This is a genomic window from Methylocapsa palsarum, assembly GCF_900114285.1.
In the GTDB taxonomy this organism is placed as follows: domain Bacteria; phylum Pseudomonadota; class Alphaproteobacteria; order Rhizobiales; family Beijerinckiaceae; genus Methylocapsa; species Methylocapsa palsarum.
This window is the reverse complement of record NZ_FOSN01000001.1, coordinates 133842-153417: the sequence shown is the minus strand read 5'-3', so window position 1 is coordinate 153417 and position 19576 is coordinate 133842. Positions and strand designations below refer to the sequence as shown.

The window sequence follows — 19576 nt, the reverse complement described above, 5'->3', positions numbered from 1 at the left end:
CAGGCTACAGGCGACCCTCACTCGCGATCAGGATTCCACAGGGGCTTTTATCTGGAAAACCGCCGGGGATTTATCTTGATCGACCGAATGACTCCCTCCGGCCGGAATGCGCTCAAGTTTATGAATCCGGAGCGATTTCTGATCGACCGAATGAGCACATTCGGCCGGAAAGCGCTCTAGCATTGGGGGAGGACTTTCGGGATTGAGGCCAGCCTCGCCGCCCTACCCTGCTTGCGTTCCGAGTCGTTGTAATAGCTTGCCGCCTGCTGGATCGAGCGGTGCTGGCTTTGCTGCATCGCCTCGGGCAAGGGGACGCCTTCCCGCGCCGCCTCGGTCAGATAGCCGGAGCGAAGTCCATGCGCCGAATAAAGCTTCGGGTCGAGCCCGGCCGCGGCGGCGCGCCGCTTTACGATCCAGTTCACCGCCTGCGGCGTCATCGCTTTATCGTCGAGGCCGCCCCATTGGTCGATCGCACGGAACACCGGGCCTTTTGCGATGCCGGCGCGCGCCAGCCATTCCCGCAACGCCTCGACCGGGCGCCCGACGAGAAGAACCCTCGTGTCCTCGTCAGCCTTCGCCGTCTTGGTCCGCCCCAGCCTGATCGAAAGACACGGCAAAGACGTCGAGCCGGGATCGGCCGGATCTTCAAGGATCGCCCCCTCCTCGATCAATTGCTCGATCCGCAGTCCGGCGACTTCGCTCCGGCGCCGCCCGCCCGAGCCGAACGCGACGAGCAGCAACGCCGCATCGCGCGCATCGACAAGCCGGTCCGAGCCGCAGGTTGAAAGGAGTTGCTCCAGCACGTCGAGCGTCACGGCGCGGGCGCTCTTGCGCATCCGCGGCCGCGCGCCGGCGCGCACCGAAAGACGGAGCGCCGCGCGGAGCGGCGCCGACTTGAACGGACCGTCGGCGCCTTTCCAATGGTGCAGCGTCGCCCAGCTCGAGAGCCGCCGGCGCACCGTCGCCGGGGCGTGCGGGCCCTCGGCCCTTAGCAGATTCTGCGCCCGCAGGCTCGCCGCGACATCCGCCGGCATCCCGTGGCTCGGGTCGGCGTCGCGCCGGGCCGGGTCCCACAAATGATGCGCCACGAATTTCAAGGCGAGCGCCTCAGGCGCCGGCCAGGGCAAGGGACTTGACGTCGACGCCAAAGCCCAAGCCTCGAGATAGGCGAGGTCGGACGCGAGCCCCCGCAAACTGTTCTCGCCCATCCCCTCGCGGGCGAGATGCTTCAAGGTGGCGACGTCGTCGTCGGTCAGAAGTTCGGCGAGCCGGTCGCGCCGGTCCATCGGTAGGATCGCGGCGAGCGCGTCAAGCCCCAGGGCGCGCCGCATCGCAGGATCACGAGGAAAGGCAGGGGCGGGCGCAGGCGCAGGGGAGGGATCTGTCATCGGCGCTCCACAATCCGATTCGAGCGACCGAGCTTAGCCCTTTCGCGCGCCCGCGTGAATCGCCACGTGAATCGCAATGGCTGAACAGTTTTTGACTACATCACAACGCGCAAGAACCTACGCGCAAGGACCGCAGCTTGGCCCCGCCCCGCGCGGCGGCCGAAGCACGCGGCGCAAAAGATTTCGGCGCGACGGCGCGCCCATTCCATCGCCGTAGGGGGCGTCCAACTACAAAATAAACCGGCTCAAATCCGCGTTCTTGGCGAGGTCGCCGATGTTGCGCTCGACGAAGGCCCCGTCGATCTCGACCCTCTCCCCGGCCCGGTCGGAGGCGGTGAAGCTCACCTCGTCCAGCACGCGCTCCATCACCGTCTGCAACCGCCGCGCGCCGATGTTCTCGACGGTGGAGTTGACCTGCACCGCCACCCGCGCCAGGGCGATCACGGCGTCGGGGGTGAAGACGAGCTCGACGCCCTCGGTCGCGAGCAGGGCCTCGTATTGCTTGATGAGGCTCGCTTCGGTCTCGGTCAGGATGCGGCGGAAATCGTCCTCGGTCAGCGGGGCCAATTCCACCCGGATCGGCAGGCGGCCCTGCAATTCCGGCAGCAGGTCCGAGGGCTTCGAGACATGGAACGCGCCGGAGGCGATGAACAGGATGTGGTCGGTCTTCACGACGCCATGCTTGGTCGAAACGCTGGTGCCCTCGATCAGGGGCAAAAGGTCGCGCTGCACGCCTTCGCGCGAGACGTCGGCGCCGCCGCCGCGGCCCTCGCGCGCGCAGATCTTGTCGAGTTCGTCGAGAAACACGATGCCGTTGTTTTCGACGTCGCGGATCGCCTCCTGCACGATCTGCTCCTGATCGACCAGCTTGTCGCTTTCCTCGAGGATCAGGGGCTCCGCCGCGTCCTTGACAATGGTGCGGCGCGGCTTCGCGGTCTTGCCGAGCGCCTTGCCGAAAATATCGCCGAGCGAGATCGCGCCGACCGACGAGCCCGGCATGTTGGGCAATTCGAACATCGGCATCGACGGCGCCGATTGCGCCACCTCGATCTCGATTTCCTTGTCGTCGAGTTCGCCCGTGCGCAGCCGCTTGCGGAAAGAGTCGCGCGTCGCCGCGGACGCGTTGACGCCGACGAGCGCGTCGAGAATGCGGTCCTCGGCGGCGAGTTCGGCGCGAGCGCGCACGGACTTGCGCTTTTCGTCGCGGACCATGCTGATCGCGGTCTCGACCAGATCGCGGACGATCTGCTCGACGTCGCGCCCGACATAGCCGACCTCGGTGAACTTCGTCGCCTCGACCTTCAGGAACGGCGCGCCCGCGAGTTTCGCGAGGCGGCGCGAGATTTCGGTCTTGCCGCAGCCGGTCGGCCCGATCATCAGGATGTTCTTCGGCAGAACCTCCTCGCGCATCGGCCCCTCGAGGCGCAGGCGGCGCCAGCGGTTGCGCAGCGCGATGGCGACGGCGCGCTTGGCGTCGTTCTGGCCGACGATGAAACGGTCGAGCTCGGAGACGATCTCGCGGGGGGAAAAATCGTTCATCGGATCTCTTTTCGCGGAAAGTTCATTCCGGGCGGGCTCCGCTCGCGTCTCGAGAGTCATTTCGAGGCAATCGATTCGAGCACGAAATTGCCGTTCGTATAGACGCAGATTTCGGAGGCGATCGTCAACGCCCGGCGGGCGATGTCCTCGGCGTCGAGATCGGTCGAAAGCAGCGCCCGGCCGGCGGCGAGCGCGTAATTGCCGCCGGAGCCGATCCCCATCACCGAGCCCTCGTCGGCGGCCTCCGGCTCCAGCACGTCGCCGGTGCCGGTCAGCACCAGCGCGGCCTCCTTGTCGGCGACGAGCATCATCGCCTCGAGGCGGCGCAGGTAGCGGTCGGTGCGCCAGTCCTTGGCGAGCTCGACGCAGGCGCGCATGAGCTGGCCAGGGTATTGCTCAAGCTTGCCTTCGAGCCGTTCGAACAAAGTGAACGCGTCGGCGGTCGCCCCGGCGAAGCCGCCGATGACTTCGCCCTTGGCGAGGCGGCGCACCTTCCTGGCGTTGCCCTTGACGATGGTCTGCCCGATCGAGACCTGGCCGTCGCCGCCGATCACGGTGCGGGCGCCTTTTTTCACCATGATGATGGTGGTGGCGTGCCAGAGATCGGGGCCGGAGGGGGGATGCTGCATGAAACTCTCGTGGCGCCGGGCGGGCGAGGCGGGGCTTTTGGGGCAAGGGTCCGGGGGCAGGAGCGGGCCTGCCTCGGCTGAGGTCATCTATGGGTTTGCGCGGCGCGATGCAAGGGAGGGGCGTCCGCGATCGCCGCCACGAGGGCCCGCCTTGACCCGGCCCCAGTCTTGCGGCACGAAACGGGGCTACATGAGCCATTCCCGCAACCCTCTCCGCCGCGCCGCGCTGGGCGCGGGCCTTCCCCGACCGGCACCGGAAAAGCTTCTTGATCCGTGATCTCCTTGCGCTCGCGCATGACCCTTCGGCCTGGGCCGCGCTGGCGACGCTGGTCGTCATGGAGCTGGTGCTCGGGGTCGACAACCTCGTCTTCATCGCCATCCTCTCGAACAAGCTGCCGCATCCCTCGAGCTCCAACGCACGACGGATCGGCATCAGCCTGTCGCTGATCTTCCGGATTTTGCTCGTCGCGGCGGCGGGGTTTATCGTCCGTCTCACCGAGCCCCTGTTCGCCGCATTCGGCCGCGATTTCTCCTGGCGCGACCTCATCCTGATCGGGGGCGGGATGTTTCTGGTCTGGAAGGCGACGTCCGAAATCCATGAAACCGTGGACACGGACGAGGAGGAGCCGGAAAAGCCGGCGAAGCCCGCGAGGTTCGGGACCGTCGTCGCCCAGATCGTCCTGCTCGACATCGTCTTTTCGATCGATTCGATCATCACCGCCGTCGGCATGACCGACAGCGTGCCGATCATGATCACCGCCGTGATCCTCGCCGTCGCCGGGATGATCCTCGCCGCCGACGCGCTCGCCGCGTTCATCCACAAGAACCCGACCATCGTGATGCTCGCGCTCGGGTTTCTCCTGCTGATCGGGACGACGCTCGTCGCCGACGGATTTGGCTTTCATTTCCCCAAGGGCTACATTTACGCGGCGATGGCGTTTTCCGGCGTGATCGAGGCGCTGAACATGCTGGCGCGAAGGAAGAAAAGTCGCGCGGGAACGCATTATCCCCCCGCCCGCCGATCCAGCCTTTCGGCTCCTCCGGCCTCGTCTTCCGCCCCTCCTCCAACGGCTTCGCCGCCGAAGCAACCGGGCGCGCGCAAAATTGGGCAAAGACGGCGAAGACGATAAATCCGCCGGGCGCATCGCCGACGTGCTGGTTCCGGTCGCGCTCGACGCCGCCTTTTCCTATACCGTCCCGGCAGGCATGGACCTCGCGCCCGGCGATTTCGTCGAGGCGCCGCTCGGCTCGCGCCTTGCGGCGGGTGTGGTCTGGGACATCAGGCCCGCGCCGCCGGGCGCCTCGAACCTCAAGAGCGTCGCGGCCAAGCTCGACTGGCCGCCGCTTCAGCCGCGCCTGCGCAAATTCATCGACTGGGTGGCGCGCTGGACCATGAGCCCGCGCGGCATGGTGCTGCGCATGGGCGTGCGGGCGCCGTCCCACGCCGGACCCGAGCCGGTCCGCGTCGGGGTCCGCCTCGCCGGTCCGCCGCCGCAACGGATGACGCCGGCGCGAAGCCGCGTGCTCGCCGCGGCGGAAGGCGGGCTGATCTTCCCGAAGTCCGCGCTCGCCGAGGCCGCCGCCTGCTCGGCCGGCGTGATCGACGGGCTCGTGGACGAGGGCGCGCTGGAGACGATCGCCCTGCCGCCGGAACCCGCGGCTCTGCCCTGCGATTCCGGCTACGCCGCGCCGGACCTCGAGCCGGACCAGGCGAGGGCGGCGGAGATTTTGACCGCCGCCGTCCGCGCCCGCGCCTTCTCGGTGACCCTGCTCGAGGGCGTCACCGGATCAGGCAAGACCGAGGTCTATTTCGAGGCCATCGCCGCCGCCGTGCGGGACGGACGTCAGGCCCTGGTCCTGATGCCGGAAATCGCGCTCACCGCGCAGTTTCTCGACCGTTTCGCCGCGAGGTTCGGCGCAAGGCCGGCGGAATGGCACTCGGCGGTCGGCGCCCGCAAGCGCGCCCGCGTCTGGAGCGCGCTCGCCCGCGGCGAGGTCAAGGTCGTGGCGGGGGCGCGGTCCGCGCTGTATCTGCCTTTCTCCGATCTCGCCCTGATCGTCGTCGATGAAGAGCACGACGCCGCCTACAAGCAGGAGGACGGCGTCTCCTATCACGCCCGCGACATGGCCGTGGTGCGCGGGCAAATCGAGGCGAGCGCCGTGATCCTCGCCTCGGCGACGCCCTCGATCGAGACCCGGGTCAACGCGGAACAGGGGCGCTATGGCCGCGTGCGGCTCGACGGCCGCTACAAGGGCCGCGCCCTGCCGCGCCTCACCGCTGTCGATATGCGGCTCGAGCCGCCCGGGCGCGGCAAGTGGATCTCACCAAGGCTCAAAGCCGCGCTCACGAGCGCTTTCGAGCGCGGCGAACAGGGGCTGCTGTTTCTCAACCGGCGCGGCTACGCGCCCCTCACGCTCTGCCGCAGCTGCGGCCATCGCTTCCAATGCCCGAATTGCACCGCCTGGCTGGTCGATCACCGCTTCCGCCGCGCGCTCGTCTGCCATCATTGCGGCCATATCGAGCGCCGCCCGCAGATGTGCCCCAATTGCGAGGCTGTCGATCAATTGTCCGCCTGCGGCCCCGGCGTCGAGCGTTTGGCCGAGGAGGCGGCGGAGACGTTTCCGGATGCCCGCACAATGGTCCTCTCGTCCGATTTTCCGGGCGGGTCGAAACGGCTCCGCAACGAACTCGACGCCATCGCGCAGGGCGAGTGCGACCTTATCATCGGCACCCAGCTTGTCGCCAAGGGGCACAATTTCCCGCTGCTCTCCGTCGTCGGCGTGATCGACGCCGATATCGGGCTCTCGTCCGGCGACCCGCGCGCGGCGGAGCGCACGTTCCAGCTACTACAGCAGGTGACCGGCCGGGCCGGGCGGTTCGACACGCGCGGCGAGGCTCTGGTCCAGACCTTCCAGCCGGAACATCCGGTGATGCGCGCGCTTTTGTCGGGCGATTGTGAAAAATTCTATCTTGAAGAGACGCAGCAGCGGCTGCGCGCGGGTCTGCCGCCGTTCGGACGGCTCGCGGCCCTGATCGTCTCGGGCAAGGACGCGGCCTCGGCGGAGACGCATGCGCGGGCGCTGGCGAGAGCGGCCTATGAGCTGCCGCCCTCGCCCACCTGGCGGCTCGCGCCCGCGGGAGGCCTTCCGCGCGATGACGAGATCCGCCTCCTCGGGCCGGCCGAGGCGCCGATCGCGATCATCCGCGGGCGCCACCGGTTCCGGCTTCTGGCGCGTTCGCCGCGAAACGCCGATCTGCAGGGATTTCTGCGCGCGCTGCTGGCGGCGGGGCCGAAAGCGCGGGGCGGCGTCGGGGTCGCGGTGGACATCGAGCCGCAGAGCTTTTTGTGAGGGAGCTTAGAGCGCTTTCCGATCGCATGAAGTCATGCGATCGATGGAATATGCTCTAGTGTCAAAAGCTTGAGCATATTCTTGTCGATTGGATTGATTCAATCCGATCGGAATGCTCTAGGCGGAAATCGCTCCGACGCCGATCGTCGCGAGAAAACCTTCGAGTTCACGCCGCGGGGCGTCCGGCAGAGGTTTGAGAGGCGGACGTGGATCGCCGGCGTCGAGACCACGCAGCCTCAGCCCGGCTTTCACGGTTGTCGGCAGACCGCCAACGACGATGAAGCCGAGTATCGGCAGCAATTGATAGAAAAGCTCCCGCGCCTCGGCAAGGCGTCCTTTGCGCATGTGCTCGAAGAGCGCATGCGGCCGGTCGTCGAGGAGATTGGGCGCAGCCGTACACCAGCCGCTCGCGCCGGCGGCGAGAGCTTCAAGGGTGAGATGATTGGCGCCGTTGTAGAATGGAATTTCGCCGTTCGACAACGTCCGGATCGCGTGCATGCGGTTGAGGTCGCCGCTGCTCTCCTTGACGAAGCAGACGGTCTTGATCTTCGAAACGAGCTGCACGAGCAAGGCCGGCTGCATGTCGACGCCGCTTGTCGCCGGGTTGTTATACGCCATGATGGGCAGATCGGTCGCCGCCGCGATAGCCTCGAAGTGGCTGTAGATTTCGTTCTCGGCGAGTTTCCAGTAGGAGACGGGAATCACCATGAGCATGTCGGCGCCGATCTCCTTCGCGTATCGCGCCTTCGACACCGCCGCGGCAGTCGTAAGCTCGCTGACGCCCAGAATGACCGGCGCGCGCCCCGTGACGGTCTCGACGCCGACCTTCGCGGCGCGGCGCCATTCATCATCGGTCAGGTAGGCGCTTTCTCCCGCGCTGCCGAGAAACGCGATGGCGGCCGGATGAGAACGCAGGAGATTCTCGGTAACCCGCCGAAACGCTTGTTCATCGATGCCGGACCCGTCCGGACGAAAGGGCGTGACTGGATAAGCGATGATGCCTTCGAGTGAGGTGATGGTCATGTATGCGTCTCACTTCTCTTCTTCGCGGATTGCGAGTCGTCCAAGATTTTGCAGCATGGGCGCATTCTCGCAGGCGAGGTAGCGCGCGGGCTTTTCCGCATCTGCGTTGACATGGTGGTGCCAGGCCCAGACCGGAATGTAGAGGGCGTCGCCAGGCTCCCACTCGATCTTTCGATCCTCGATCATTGAGTAGCCGCGGCCTTCGAGCACGTAGAGAATGGTTTCATAAGTGTGCCGATGCCGGTTGGAGCGGCCCCCGGGCGCAAGGCCGCCGACGGTCACGCTGACAGCGTTCGAGGGCAGATCGACAAAATGCACAGGGTGCTTGCGTTCCACGGAATAGGCGGCGCGCGTATCCTCCTTTTCAACGCCGCGGTGAACGAGGCGGTCCGGCAGCGTCGAAGCGAAGGTGGGCGGCGTCTTGTCGAAATCAGCGGAATGAAACTTTGTCTGCGTGCTCATGCGGCGACCCTGCGGAGGTTGGATTTCGGCGTAATGATCGCCGTGGGGCTTGGATAAGTCAAAGACACGAATTTAATACTGACAATAAGAATGCCTTATGATATCGGAGTCGTTATGCAGATGCGGCAATTCCGCTATCTCGTCGGGATCGCCGACGAACTGAGCTTCACGCGCGCCGCGCGCGCGCTGAACGTGTCACAGCCGGCGTTGTCGCAGACGATCAAGGATTTGGAGGATGATCTCGGCGTCCGGCTGTTCGATCGCTCCGCCCGTATCGTCAGGTTGACGGAGGCTGGCGTGATCGCAGTCGATCACGCCCGGCGCGCTCTCGCCGTCACGCATGCGCTGCGCGAGACGATCGACGCCTATCGCGGGCTGAAGCGGGGGCGTCTGAGGCTCGGAGTGACGCAGACCTTCAACGCGCTGTATCTGCCGGCCATCGTGTCTCAATTCATTCGCTGTCATGACGCCGTCGACATCGAGGTGCTGGAGCTTGCAAACGCCGAAATTTTTGATCGACTCGCGTCCGGAGAACTCAGTCTTGGCGTTGGCATCGGCCCGGTGGCGCCGCCGCTCGCCGCCTACAAGCTCTACACGGACAGCCTCGCTTTCGTCTGCGCGCGGAGCCACGCCTTCGCCGCTTTACCGACTATAAAGCCGCGAGCGCTCGCCGATCAGCGCCTGGCGCTGCTCTCTCACGGCTACACGACGAGGGCCTCGATCGACGCCTTTCTACAACATCATGGCGTCAGCCCGAAGCGCGTGCTCGAATTCAACACGTTCTCGGCGATCATGAGCGCCGTAAGCGACGGAGCCTGTGTGTCGATCGTTCCCGCCGACGCCAGCAGCGTCTCGCCCAAGCTCGATCTTTATTTCGGACGCATCCAACCCGCGCCGCCTCAACGCACGGTGTGTCTTCTCAAGGGTCCAGCAGGGCTGACGACTCCGGCCGCCCAGAAATTTGAAGATATTGTTCGCGCGTATTTCAGGACCGGCGCGCCAAGGTAGCTTGCGCCGCAAGCCGATCGCCGACTAAAGCAACCCTACAACTTCCTCAGCTCCACCTCCTCGATCCGGTGGCTCGCGCCCTTGGTCAGCACGAGATTGGCTCTTGGCTTCGTCGGTAGAATATTCTCGCGCAGATTGCGCAGGTTGATCCTCGTCCAGATGTCGCGCGCCGCAGCCTCGGCCTCCGAATCGTTCAGATCCGCGTATTTGATGAAATAGCTCTGCGGTTCGCGGAACGAGGTCTGCCGCAGATGCATAAATCTGGCGACGAACCAGTCCTCAAGATCGCGCTCGCTGGCGTGCAGGTAGACCGAAAAATCAAAGAAATCCGAGACGAAGGGCGCCGCCCTGCCGTCCTTCGCCGGGCGGCTCGGCAGCAGCACGTTGAGCCCCTCGACGATCAGGATGTCCGGCCGGTCGACCTTGACGCTCGCGCCCGGCAGGATGTCATAGACCACATGCGAATAGACCGGCGCCTCGACATGGCGCTCCCCCGCCTTGACGTCGGAGAGGAACCGCAGCAGGGCGGCGCTGTCGTAACTTTCGGGAAAGCCCTTTTTTCCCATCAGATCCTCGCGCTCGAGGACGGCGTTCGGATAGAGAAACCCGTCGGTGGTGACGAGATCGACCTTCGGCGTGTTGGGCCAGCGCGAGAGCAGCGCCTGCATCACCCGCGACAGCGTCGATTTTCCGGCCGAGACAGAACCCGCGACGCCGATGATGAACGGCGTCTTGCCGTCATCCGCGCCAAGGAAGCTCCGGGTCGCCTTGTAGAGGCCTTGCGTGGCTCCGACGTAGAGCGAGAGCAGGCGCGACAGCGGCAGGTAGATCGCGGCGACGTCTTCGAGCGAGATCGGGTCGTTGGTGGAGCGCAGCCGCGCAAGATCGTCCGCCGTCAGGGTCAGCGGCGCGTCGGCGGCGAGCGCCGCCCATTCGCTCCTACTGAACCGATGATAGGGCGACGCGAGGGCCGCGGGTCTGGCGCGCTGGTCCATGAAGTCCCCTTGTCCTCGCAGCGCTCCAGAGTCAAAAACATGAGCATATTCTTATCGATCGGATTGATTCAATCCGATCGGAATATGCTCTAGGCCGGCCGCGACGCTTTTTCCTCGTGTCCGGAGCGGGCGGTGCGCCGCTCGAGTTCAGCCAGCACGTCTGCAAGCGCGACGCCATGCTGCTGCAGGACGACGACGAGATGATAAAGCAGATCGGCGCTTTCCGCGACGATGGCGCGGGGTTCGCCCTCCATCGCCGCGATCACCAGTTCGACGGCTTCTTCCCCGAGCTTCTTCGCCGCGCGGGCCGGACCGGCGTCGAGCAGCGACTTGGTGTAGGAGGCCTCCGTGGTGGAGCCCGCCCTGGCGGAGACGATCGCCGCGAGATCGTCGAGGGTGAAGCTCATCGCGCCGGCTCCGTCGCGGGATCGAGCCGCATCGGGAGGCCCTTTTGCGCCATGAAGCGCTTGGCCTCACTGACGGTGAATTCGCCGAAATGGAAAATCGAGGCGGCGAGCACCGCGCTGGCGCCGCCGTCCCGGACGCCCTCGACGAGATGCTCGAGCGTCCCGGCGCCGCCCGAGGCGATGACGGGAACGCTGACGGCGTCCGCCACGGCGCGGGTCAGCGCGAGGTCGAAGCCGGTCTTGACGCCGTCGCGATCCATCGAAGTCAACAGGATTTCCCCGGCGCCAAGGGCGACGACCTCCCGGGCGTAGTCAACCGCGTCGATCCCGGTCGGTTTGCGCCCGCCATGGGTGAAGATTTCCCAGCGGTACGGGCCGGTCTGCTTGGCGTCGATGGCGACGACGATGCACTGATTGCCGAATTTTTGCGCCGCCTGCCGGACAAATTCGCGGTTGGCGACGGCGGCGGTCATGATCGACGCCTTGTCGGCCCCGGCAAGCAGCAGGGCGCGGATATCCTCGAGCGTGCGCACGCCGCCGCCGACGGTGAGCGGCATGAAACAGGCCTCCGCCGTGCGCTGGACGACGTCGAGCAGGATGCCCCGATCCTCGTGACTTGCGGTGATGTCGAGAAAGCAAAGTTCATCCGCCCCCGCCGCGTCGTAGGCGATGGCGCATTCGACCGGATCGCCGGCGTCGCGCAGATCGACGAAATTGACGCCCTTGACGACGCGGCCGTCCTTGACGTCGAGGCAGGGAATGAGGCGGGCTTTAAGCATCGGCGTTTCCGGGCTTGCGGGTCTTCATGCAGGCGCCTGCGCCCGCGCGATCAGCGCCAGCGCTTCCCTCGGATCGAGTCGGCCATCATAAAGCGCACGTCCCGCGATGGCGCCCTCGAGTTTGGCGCAGTCGGGCTCCAACAGCCGTTCGATATCCGCCATCGAAGCGAGGCCGCCCGAGGCGATGACGGGAATGGCGAGGGCGTTCGCCAGCGCCAAGGTCGCCTCGATGTTGAGGCCGCGCAGCAAACCGTCACGGTCGATGTCGGTGTAGATGATGGCGGCGACGCCGGCGTCCTCGAATTTTTTTCCCAATTCGGCCGCGCTCAGCGCCGACGTTTTGGCCCAGCCCTCGACCGCGACCTCCCCCGCCCGCGCGTCGATGCCGACCGCGACCGCGCCGGGAAAACGTTTCGCGGCGCTGCGGACGAGTTCGGGATCGCGCACCGCCGCCGTCCCGATGATGACCCGGGAGACGCCCTTTGCGAGCCAGTTCTCGATGGCGGCGAGATCGCGGACGCCGCCGCCAAGCTGCACCGGGATCTTCACCGCCGCGAGAATGGCTTCGACCGCCGGCGCGTTCACAGCGCGGCCGGCGAAGGCTCCGTCGAGATCGACGACGTGAAGATAAGCGAACCCCTGCGCCTCGAACGTTCGCGCCTGCGCGGCCGGATCGTCGTTGAAGATCGTCGCCTTTTGCATGTCGCCGCGTTCGAGGCGCACGCAGCGTCCGTCCTTGAGGTCGATCGCCGGAAAGAGAATCATGGCCGCCATCTCAAAAAATTGGCGATCAGCGCGAGCCCGAGGCTCTGGCTTTTCTCCGGGTGGAACTGGACGCCCGCCATGTTGTCCTTGCCGATGATTGCGGCGAGGGGCGCGCCATAGCTGGCGGAGGCGATGATCGCCGCGGCTTGCGCCGGCCTGAAAGCGTAGGAATGCACGAAATAGGCGTGCAGCCCGTCCGGGCCGGTCGGGATATCGGCCAGCAAGGGATGATCCTGCCGCGCGTCGAGCGTGTTCCAGCCCATGTGCGGAATGCGTAGCCGCCCGCCTTCGGAATCGATGGCGTCGACGTCGCCCTCGATCCAGCCGAGGCCGGGGGTGACGCCATGTTCGAGGCCGCGGGTCGCCATCAGCTGCATTCCGACGCAGATCCCGAGGAACGGCCGGGATTTTTCCTGAACCGCGGCGGTAAGGGCGCCAAGCAGGCCGGGCGGGGCGTCGAGGCCGCGGCGGCAATCGGCGAAGGCGCCGACGCCCGGCAAGACGATCCGGTCGGCGCCATACACCTGATCGGGGTCGCAGGTGACGGCGATGGCGCAGTCGAGCCCGGCGGCGCGCGCGGCGCGCTCGAAGGCCTTGCGGGCTGAATGCAGATTGCCCGAGCCGTAATCGACAATGGCGACGTTCACGAAAAAGGTCCGGGATCGAATGCGGCGGGCTCTTGATCGTCTCCGGCAAGGCGCCGGAAAAACGCGCTTTGCGCCTCCTCGAGCGCAGGGGCCGCAACGACGTCGATCAGCCTTCCGCCGCGCTTCGCCAGCCGGGCCTCGAGCAGGGCGTTCGCCTCGAATCCCAGCAGCGCGGCAAGGAGCAAGACCGCCGTCAAGGCCGCCGTCGCCGTCCACAGGTTCAGCGCCGCCGCCGCGAACAGAACGAGCCACAGGGCGAACCAGACGATCATCGCGAGCCAGAGCCGATGCCGCGCGAGCCAGAGCGGCCCAAAGAAAAAGGCGCCGAAGCTGAACCCCTCGCGAACGAAGGCGGCGTCGGCGACGCCGGTCCCGTCTTCGCGCGTGTGAACCGAATAGACAGCCATGGTCCGGCTCCTCAAAAATTTAAGCACCCGCCACCGGCCTCGCCCGGCGTGGCCTCTGTCTAGGGCATCCGGGCGCCAAACGGGAGCCCTCGAGGATTACCCCGCCAGCGATCCCTTCGTCGAGGGGATCGCGCCGCGCTGGCGCTCGTCAAGCTCGACGCCTTTGCGCAGGGCGCGGGCGAGGCCCTTGAACGCCGATTCGCAGATATGGTGCGAATTCTCGCCGTAAAGGGTCTCGACGTGGATGTTCATGCCCGCGTGCGTCGTGAAGGCCTGAAAGAACTCCCGCGCCAGTTCGGTGTCGAATTCGCCGATTTTGGCCCTCGGGAAGCTGGTCCTGAACACCAGGAACGGCCGCCCGGAAATGTCGATGGCGACGCGGGTCAGCGTCTCGTCCATGGGCAAAAGCACATCGGCGAACCGGGTGATCCCGGCCATGTCGCCCAGCGCCCGGCGGATCGCCTGCCCGAGGGCGATGCCGGTGTCCTCGACCGTGTGATGTTGGTCGATATGCAAATCGCCCCTGGCTCTGATCGCCATGTCGATCAGAGAATGCCGGGCCAGTTGCTCCAGCATATGGTCGAAAAACCCGATCCCGGTCGAGATTTGGGCCGCGCCGGACCCGTCGAGATCGACGCTGACGTCGATTTCGGTTTCCTTGGTTTTGCGGGAGAGGGCGGCGGCGCGCATTCTTGATCGCTCGCTTGATGGCTCGATGCATTGTTCGCGCCTGCTCTAGCAAGCTCTGGCCGGGTTGGCTACTCTGACGCATTCGCGGCCGCACCGAAGACGGATCGCGGCTGCTTCAAGAGGGACGATGACCGGCGATTCAGGCAAGGCGGCGACTCACTGGCCGCTGCTCGACTTCATGCGCGCGAACGCCGCGCTTCTCGTCGTGTTCGCGCATAGCCGCGCATTTTATTTTCTCAATGTCGATCAGATCGATCGGCCCGGCCCGCTGCTCTGGCTCTTCTATTTCATCACCGATCTCGGCCATCAGGCGGTGGTGATCTTTTTCATCCTGAGCGGTTTCCTGATCGGAGGCAGCCTCACCAAATCCATCCGGCAGGGCCGTTTCGACCTCGTGCGCTATCTCATCGCACGGTTCGCCCGCATCTACGCGGTCTATTTCCCCGCGCTCATCATCACCCAGCTGATCTTCCTTTTCGGCCTGCTTGTCCTGAACGACCCGCCGGAAGGGCCGCTCACGTCTCATCTCCAGCTCGATTTCGGCGGCGTCGCCCAGGCGATCTGCTTCGTGTCCGGATTACAGGGCTTCAGCTGCCGCGCCTGGGAGCAGAACCCGGCTCTCTGGTCGCTTGGCTACGAATGGGCGCTGTATCTGTTCGCCCCCGCGATCCTTCTCGCGATCCTGTGGAACGCCTCGCGCGGCCTGCGGCTGCTGACGCTCGTCCTCATTTGCGCGATCGCCCTGACAATCTGCCATTATCCCAAAGAGGCCGTGTTCTGGTTCAGCGCCTGGTTCGGGGGCGCCTTGTCGCGCCATGTCCTCCAGTCCCGTCCGCTTCCGCTTCCGGCCGGCGTCGCCGGCGTCGCTCTGATCGTCGCCGGGATGGTCCTGCGCCATGAGCGGGTCGCCACCGAACTCGAGACCGATTCGATGATCGCCATCGGCGCCGCCGTGGCCATCGCCTGCCGCCCACTCGTCTCGTTTCCGCTCGCGCCGCGTTTCTTCGGCTGGGCGGCGGACTTCTCCTATACGCTTTATGCGATTCATCTGCCGTTGGTGTTTTTCACCGTCGCCGCGTTTCAGGGCGCCGGATTTCCCCGGGTCAACGTCGCCCCGGCTCCGGCGCCGTTCCTGGAGCTCGGCGTCACCATTGCGGTCTGCGTTCTCGGCGCGTTTCTCGTCTCCCGCGTGTTCGAGACCCGGACCGGACAGATCCGCTCCGCCCTCATGAACCTGCGCCAGCCCGCCGCCGGCCCGCCGGAGGATCAGGCGGGCGCCAAAACTCCTCAGGCTTTGGAGAAAACGTCATGACCTTCGAGACCGTCCGATGAAGATCGAGCGCGGCAGCTCCCTGCTCATGATCGGCGATTCGATCACCGATTGCGCCCGCGCCCGGCCGATCGGCGAGGCCGTCAGCTGGGATATCGGCAACGGCTATGTCTCCCTCGTCAACGCGCTTCTCGGCGCCGCCTGCCCGCGCGAAAAGATCCGCATCCGCAATCTCGGCGTCTCCGGCAACACGGTGCGCGATCTCGCCGACAGGTGGCAGGCCGACGTGCTGGACCTCAAGCCCGACTGGCTTTCGGTCATGATCGGCATCAACGACGTCTGGCGCCAGTTCGACGCCCCGCTGCAAACGGAATGGCATGTCGGCCTCGACGAATATTCAGCGACTTTGGAGCAGCTTGTCGGCGCGACCCGGCCGCATCTCAAGGGTCTGGTGCTGATGTCGCCCTTTTTCATCGAGCCAAACCGCGACGATCCGCTGCGCGCGATGATGGATTGCTATGGGCAGGCGGTGCGCCGCGTCGCCCAACGCCACGGCGCGATCTTCGTCGATTGCCAGGCGGCGTTCGACGATATTCTCACCCTCGTTCATCCGGCGGCGCTCGCCGGCGACCGCATCCACCCGACCCTGACCGGCCATATGATTCTGGCGCGGGCGTTCCTGGAGGCGGTGGATTTTGTGTGGTGAGGCGATGGCTTGCTGATTTCGGCAGTATCGGAAAGTAGCTGCGAAAAATAACGTCCTCAATGCGGAAGCTTTGCGCGCAAAATTTCTTACGGCGCAACCGGCGCCTCTCTTTCAACCGGCTTCAGAATCGGCAAAAAAAATCGCGACGAAGCGAACAAAAACTCATTGATCGCAAGGCGGCAGAAAAGCGCGTCCCGATTCGGCCGTGCGATGAATGGACTGGCCCCAGAGGCCGTTTTACGCGGTCCAATTTTCCCTCGTCCCTCGAGACGCCCGCTTCGCGCGCGCTCAGGAAGAGGTCGCCCAAATCCCTACGTGTTCATCGCCTCGAAGAACATCGCGTTGCCTTTCGGCGTCTCGCGCAATTTGCCGAGTAGGAATTCGATGCCGTCGATCGTGCCCATCGGGTTCAGGATGCGGCGCAGGACATACATCTTTTTCAAAATGTCGGGCGGCACGAGCAATTCTTCCTTGCGGGTGCCGGACCGGGTGATGTCGATCGCCGGGAAAGTGCGCTTGTCGGCGACCTTGCGGTCCAAGATAATCTCCGAATTGCCGGTGCCCTTGAATTCTTCGAAAATGACCTCGTCCATGCGCGATCCGGTGTCGATCAGCGCTGTCGCGATGATGGTCAGCGAGCCGCCTTCCTCGATGTTGCGCGCGGCGCCGAAGAAGCGCTTGGGCCGCTGCAGGGCGTTGGCGTCGACGCCGCCGGTCAGCACCTTGCCGGAAGACGGCACGACAGTGTTGTAGGCGCGGCCCAGCCTCGTGATCGAGTCGAGCAGGATCACGACGTCGCGGCCGTGCTCGACGAGGCGCTTGGCCTTTTCGATGACCATTTCCGCGACCTGGACGTGGCGCACGGCGGGTTCGTCGAAGGTCGAGGACACGACCTCGCCCTTGACCGAGCGCTGCATGTCGGTGACCTCCTCCGGCCGCTCGTCGATCAGAAGCACGATCAGATAGCATTCGGGATGATTGGCGGTGACCGATTGCGCGATGTTCTGCAACAGCACCGTCTTGCCGGTGCGGGGCGGGGCGACGATCAGCGCGCGCTGGCCCTTGCCGATGGGGGCGACGATATCGATGACGCGGGCGGAGAGATCCTTGCGGGTCGGATCGTCGATTTCAAGCTTCAGCCGCTCGTCGGGATAAAGCGGCGTCAGATTGTCGAAATGGACCTTATGCCGGATTTTCTCGGGGTCTTCAAAATTGATCGTGTTGACCTTGAGCAGCGCGAAATAGCGCTCGCCCTCTTTCGGGCTGCGGATCAGGCCTTCGACCGTATCGCCGGTGCGCAGGCCGAAGCGGCGGATTTGCGACGGAGACACATAAATGTCGTCCGGTCCCGCGAGGTAATTGGCGTCGGGGGACCGCAGGAAGCCGAAGCCGTCCTGCAAAACCTCGATGACGCCGGCGCCGATAATCTCGATCTCGCGGCTCGCCAATTGTTTCAGGATGGCGAACATCAGCTCCTGCTTGCGCATGATCGATGCGTTCTCGACTTCGTGTTCTTCGGCGAAGGCGAGCAATTCGGTCGGCGACTTGAGTTTCAAGTCCTGCAGTTTAATTTCCCGCATGGGGATAAAGTCCTTGGAGGGTGGCGCGCCTTGAACGCGCTAGGGGCGGGCGGCTTTTACGCAACCTTGGCCCGGAGGGCGGAACGTGCCTGGACAATCAGGAAATTGGTGAAACAGGCGATATTGTCTTGCCGCAGCGCAGGAGAAGCGCCCGATCATAGCCAAAACCTGCGAGGAGGGCATTCATACGTAGAGGGATTCGCCCGTTTTGACAAGCCAAAGTCCCCCGGGCCATCTTTTGTACAATCAAAAGGGTTTGATGACAACCAGAACGACTATTCCAAGCATAAGAAGCGTGGGCGCTTCGTTGATCATGCGGAAGAAACGCGAGGAATGGCGATTGGTTTCAGCCGCGAGTTGCTTCCGCAGGACCGAGAAATAGCCGTGCAGGCCTGTCATGCCAAGGACTAGCAGCAGCTTCCAGTGGAGCCAGCCGGCCTGAAGGAAGCCTGCCTCGATAGCGAGGGTCAGACCGCTCGCCCAGACGACGACGAGCGCCGGAAGCATGATGAACCGCATCAATCTGCGCTCCATCACGACGAAGGTTTGGGCTTGCTCCGAACCTTCCGGCGCCTCCGCATGATAAACGAAAAGCCGGGGCAGATAGAGCAGTCCCGCCATCCAGGCGATCACCGCCACGATATGCAGCGCCTTGATCCAGAGATAAAAACTCGTCATGCGGGCGACCCGCCGCGAATGATCCGAAGCAGCTCCTCGACATGCTCGACGGGCGTTTGCGGCAGCACGCCATGGCCAAGATTGAAAATATGCGGCCGGTCGTTGAACGCCGCGAGGATATTCGTCACGCCGGCGGCGAGCGGAGCCCCGCCGGCGACAAGGGCGAGCGGGTCGAGATTTCCCTGCAGGACGACGTCTTTTGAAAATTCGCGATCCGCCCAGGAGGGATCGACCGAAGGATCAAGGCCGAGCGCGTCGACGCCCGTTTGCTCCAGGAACGCCCCAAGCCTCGGACCGATGGATTTGGGAAATCCGATCACCCGCGTCCCGGGCCGCTTTTGCTTGACCCCGGCGACGATGGCCTTGATGGGAGCCGCGCACCAGCGCTCGAATTCGCCGGTGGGAAGAACCCCCGCCCAGGTGTCGAAAATCTGGACGGCCTCGACTCCAGCGTCGATTTGCCGCGTGAGATAATCGGTCGAAGCGGCGACGAGCCTGTCGATAAGCTTCTGGAAGAGATCGGGGTTGCGGTAGGCGAACAGCCGCGCCGGGGCCTGATCGGGCGTTCCCCGTCCCGCGATCATATAGCTCGCGACGGTCCAGGGCGCGCCGCAAAAGCCGATCAGCGCCGTTTCCGGCGGCAGGCTGGTCTTGAGCCGGTCGATCGTCTCGAACACCGGGTTGAGACGCGAAAGATCGATCGCCTCGTTCAGTCTGGCGAAATCCTCAGCTGACGAGATGGGATCGAGTTTCGGGCCTTCATTCTGTTCAAAGGAGACTGTCTGGCCAAGCGCATGGGGCACGACAAGGATGTCGCTGAAAAGGATCGCCGCGTCAAAGCCGAACCGCCGGATCGGTTGCAGAGTCGCTTCCGCCGCGGCCTTCGGCGTGTAGCAGAAGTCGAGAAAGGAAGGGTAGTTCGCCCGCAACGCGCGATATTCCGGCAGAAACCGGCCGGCTTGGCGCATGAGCCAGACGGGTGGCGGGGAACCGGATTCTCCATCGAGAACACGGAGAAACAGCTTCTCTTGCGTGCGCTTCAAGCCTTCCAAGGCATAAGATCCTTAATAAGATATGAATCTTCTTAAACTGTTTCTAAGGCGTTTAGGGAGTGATTAAAGCCAGTTCGCAGCTATCCACTGTCACTGGCCGGAACGGCGCTTTTTCACGTTACGCACAGGCTTGCGGCGCAAAGTGCGCGGGAGGGGCTTTACCAATAATTTGAACAAGATGCCACGTCCTCTCCAGTTTT

At 64.8% G+C, this 19576-nt stretch carries 20 protein-coding genes; 5 read left to right on the top strand and 15 right to left on the bottom strand.

Annotated elements, in window-relative coordinates; translation table 11 throughout:
* Positions 1–176 precede the first annotated feature (176 nt).
* The 3 genes from BM177_RS00735 to hslV all read right to left on the bottom strand — a co-directional run bounded on the left by BM177_RS00735 (position 177) and on the right by hslV (position 3556).
* Positions 177–1388 carry a site-specific integrase gene (locus BM177_RS00735; RefSeq protein WP_244532013.1) on the bottom strand — a complete coding sequence of 404 codons (1212 nt, stop codon included), beginning with the start codon at positions 1386–1388 and terminating at the stop codon, positions 177–179.
* Between the two features lie 228 nt (positions 1389–1616).
* A complete protein-coding gene (gene hslU, locus BM177_RS00730) occupies positions 1617–2927 on the bottom strand; it encodes an ATP-dependent protease ATPase subunit HslU (RefSeq protein WP_091677321.1) in 1311 nt (436 codons plus the stop codon).
* Positions 2928–2983: 56 nt separating this feature from the next.
* Positions 2984–3556 carry an ATP-dependent protease subunit HslV gene (gene hslV / locus BM177_RS00725; RefSeq protein ID WP_091675977.1) on the bottom strand — a complete coding sequence of 191 codons (573 nt, stop codon included), beginning with the start codon at positions 3554–3556 and terminating at the stop codon, positions 2984–2986.
* Between the two features lie 266 nt (positions 3557–3822).
* Between hslV and BM177_RS00720 the strand changes: the two genes are divergently transcribed.
* Together BM177_RS00720 and BM177_RS00715 are read left to right on the top strand one after the other, a co-directional pair.
* A complete protein-coding gene (locus tag BM177_RS00720) occupies positions 3823–4686 on the top strand; it encodes a TerC family protein (protein WP_342028884.1) in 864 nt (287 codons plus the stop codon).
* Positions 4661–6907 carry a primosomal protein N' gene (locus BM177_RS00715; protein ID WP_091675973.1) on the top strand — a complete coding sequence of 749 codons (2247 nt, stop codon included), beginning with the start codon at positions 4661–4663 and terminating at the stop codon, positions 6905–6907. Before BM177_RS00720 ends, BM177_RS00715 begins: the two co-directional genes overlap by 26 nt.
* Before the next feature lie 117 nt (positions 6908–7024).
* Here the strand turns inward: BM177_RS00715 and BM177_RS00710 are convergent, their stop codons facing one another.
* Positions 7025–7930 carry a dihydrodipicolinate synthase family protein gene (locus tag BM177_RS00710; RefSeq protein WP_091675968.1) on the bottom strand — a complete coding sequence of 302 codons (906 nt, stop codon included), beginning with the start codon at positions 7928–7930 and terminating at the stop codon, positions 7025–7027.
* A 9-nt stretch (positions 7931–7939) separates the two neighbouring features.
* On the bottom strand, positions 7940–8392 hold the full coding sequence (locus tag BM177_RS00705) for a cupin domain-containing protein (protein ID WP_091675965.1): 453 nt from the start codon (positions 8390–8392) through the stop codon (positions 7940–7942).
* A gap of 114 nt (positions 8393–8506) precedes the next feature.
* Here BM177_RS00705 and BM177_RS00700 point away from each other — a divergent pair, with 114 nt between their 5' ends.
* Entirely contained in the window at positions 8507–9400 is an 894-nt protein-coding gene (locus BM177_RS00700; protein WP_091677313.1) for a LysR substrate-binding domain-containing protein, read from the top strand.
* Between the two features lie 35 nt (positions 9401–9435).
* Here BM177_RS00700 and coaA read toward each other — a convergent pair whose 3' ends face one another.
* The 7 genes from coaA to hisB form a co-directional block, all read right to left on the bottom strand.
* Positions 9436–10395 carry a type I pantothenate kinase gene (gene coaA, locus BM177_RS00695; RefSeq protein ID WP_091675962.1) on the bottom strand — a complete coding sequence of 320 codons (960 nt, stop codon included), beginning with the start codon at positions 10393–10395 and terminating at the stop codon, positions 9436–9438.
* Positions 10396–10484: 89 nt separating this feature from the next.
* Positions 10485–10802, bottom strand: a complete 318-nt coding sequence (locus BM177_RS00690; RefSeq protein WP_091675956.1) for a phosphoribosyl-ATP diphosphatase — start codon at positions 10800–10802, stop codon at positions 10485–10487.
* Complete coding sequence (hisF, locus tag BM177_RS00685) at positions 10799–11581, bottom strand: imidazole glycerol phosphate synthase subunit HisF (protein WP_091675952.1); 783 nt, start codon at positions 11579–11581, stop codon at positions 10799–10801. The genes BM177_RS00690 and hisF overlap by 4 nt, the downstream gene beginning before the upstream one ends.
* A gap of 24 nt (positions 11582–11605) precedes the next feature.
* The gene (hisA, locus tag BM177_RS00680; protein ID WP_175492444.1) at positions 11606–12355 is read right to left on the bottom strand and encodes a 1-(5-phosphoribosyl)-5-[(5-phosphoribosylamino)methylideneamino]imidazole-4-carboxamide isomerase; all 750 of its coding nucleotides are present in this window, start codon (positions 12353–12355) and stop codon (positions 11606–11608) included.
* Positions 12343–12993, bottom strand: coding sequence for an imidazole glycerol phosphate synthase subunit HisH (hisH, locus tag BM177_RS00675; protein ID WP_091675947.1), 651 nt, complete (start codon positions 12991–12993; stop codon positions 12343–12345). The genes hisA and hisH overlap by 13 nt, the downstream gene beginning before the upstream one ends.
* Positions 12990–13400, bottom strand: coding sequence for a DUF2628 domain-containing protein (locus BM177_RS00670; RefSeq protein ID WP_091675943.1), 411 nt, complete (start codon positions 13398–13400; stop codon positions 12990–12992). Before BM177_RS00670 ends, hisH begins: the two co-directional genes overlap by 4 nt.
* 96 nt (positions 13401–13496) lie before the next feature.
* On the bottom strand, positions 13497–14090 hold the full coding sequence (gene hisB, locus BM177_RS00665; RefSeq protein ID WP_091675938.1) for an imidazoleglycerol-phosphate dehydratase HisB: 594 nt from the start codon (positions 14088–14090) through the stop codon (positions 13497–13499).
* Between the two features lie 127 nt (positions 14091–14217).
* Here hisB and BM177_RS00660 point away from each other — a divergent pair, with 127 nt between their 5' ends.
* Entirely contained in the window at positions 14218–15402 is a 1185-nt protein-coding gene (locus tag BM177_RS00660; protein ID WP_091675934.1) for an acyltransferase family protein, read from the top strand.
* Positions 15403–15418: 16 nt separating this feature from the next.
* On the top strand, positions 15419–16066 hold the full coding sequence (locus BM177_RS00655; protein WP_091675929.1) for an SGNH/GDSL hydrolase family protein: 648 nt from the start codon (positions 15419–15421) through the stop codon (positions 16064–16066).
* 311 nt (positions 16067–16377) lie between these two features.
* Here the strand turns inward: BM177_RS00655 and rho are convergent, their stop codons facing one another.
* The 3 genes from rho to hemE form a co-directional block, all read right to left on the bottom strand.
* On the bottom strand, positions 16378–17646 hold the full coding sequence (gene rho / locus BM177_RS00650; RefSeq protein WP_091675926.1) for a transcription termination factor Rho: 1269 nt from the start codon (positions 17644–17646) through the stop codon (positions 16378–16380).
* A gap of 246 nt (positions 17647–17892) precedes the next feature.
* A complete protein-coding gene (hemJ, locus tag BM177_RS00645) occupies positions 17893–18324 on the bottom strand; it encodes a protoporphyrinogen oxidase HemJ (protein ID WP_091675921.1) in 432 nt (143 codons plus the stop codon).
* On the bottom strand, positions 18321–19376 hold the full coding sequence (gene hemE, locus BM177_RS00640; protein ID WP_425284346.1) for a uroporphyrinogen decarboxylase: 1056 nt from the start codon (positions 19374–19376) through the stop codon (positions 18321–18323). Before hemE ends, hemJ begins: the two co-directional genes overlap by 4 nt.
* Between the last annotated feature and the right edge of the window lie 200 nt (positions 19377–19576).

Bases quoted from the DNA above. Each gene is read 5' to 3' on its own strand.
- hisA (WP_175492444.1), bottom strand. From the start codon at position 12,355: ATGGCGGCCATGATTCTCTTTCCGGCGATCGACCTCAAGGACGGACGC.
- BM177_RS00735 (WP_244532013.1), bottom strand. From the start codon at position 1,388: ATGACAGATCCCTCCCCTGCGCCTGCGCCCGCCCCTGCCTTTCCTCGT.
- hslU (WP_091677321.1), bottom strand. From the start codon at position 2,927: ATGAACGATTTTTCCCCCCGCGAGATCGTCTCCGAGCTCGACCGTTTC.
- coaA (WP_091675962.1), bottom strand. From the start codon at position 10,395: ATGGACCAGCGCGCCAGACCCGCGGCCCTCGCGTCGCCCTATCATCGG.
- BM177_RS00655 (WP_091675929.1), top strand. From the start codon at position 15,419: ATGAAGATCGAGCGCGGCAGCTCCCTGCTCATGATCGGCGATTCGATC.
- BM177_RS00660 (WP_091675934.1), top strand. From the start codon at position 14,218: ATGACCGGCGATTCAGGCAAGGCGGCGACTCACTGGCCGCTGCTCGAC.
- hisF (WP_091675952.1), bottom strand. From the start codon at position 11,581: ATGCTTAAAGCCCGCCTCATTCCCTGCCTCGACGTCAAGGACGGCCGC.
- BM177_RS00710 (WP_091675968.1), bottom strand. From the start codon at position 7,930: ATGACCATCACCTCACTCGAAGGCATCATCGCTTATCCAGTCACGCCC.
- BM177_RS00705 (WP_091675965.1), bottom strand. From the start codon at position 8,392: ATGAGCACGCAGACAAAGTTTCATTCCGCTGATTTCGACAAGACGCCG.
- BM177_RS00700 (WP_091677313.1), top strand. From the start codon at position 8,507: ATGCAGATGCGGCAATTCCGCTATCTCGTCGGGATCGCCGACGAACTG.
- rho (WP_091675926.1), bottom strand. From the start codon at position 17,646: ATGCGGGAAATTAAACTGCAGGACTTGAAACTCAAGTCGCCGACCGAA.
- hemJ (WP_091675921.1), bottom strand. From the start codon at position 18,324: ATGACGAGTTTTTATCTCTGGATCAAGGCGCTGCATATCGTGGCGGTG.
- hslV (WP_091675977.1), bottom strand. From the start codon at position 3,556: ATGCAGCATCCCCCCTCCGGCCCCGATCTCTGGCACGCCACCACCATC.
- BM177_RS00670 (WP_091675943.1), bottom strand. From the start codon at position 13,400: ATGGCTGTCTATTCGGTTCACACGCGCGAAGACGGGACCGGCGTCGCC.
- BM177_RS00690 (WP_091675956.1), bottom strand. From the start codon at position 10,802: ATGAGCTTCACCCTCGACGATCTCGCGGCGATCGTCTCCGCCAGGGCG.
- hisB (WP_091675938.1), bottom strand. From the start codon at position 14,090: ATGCGCGCCGCCGCCCTCTCCCGCAAAACCAAGGAAACCGAAATCGAC.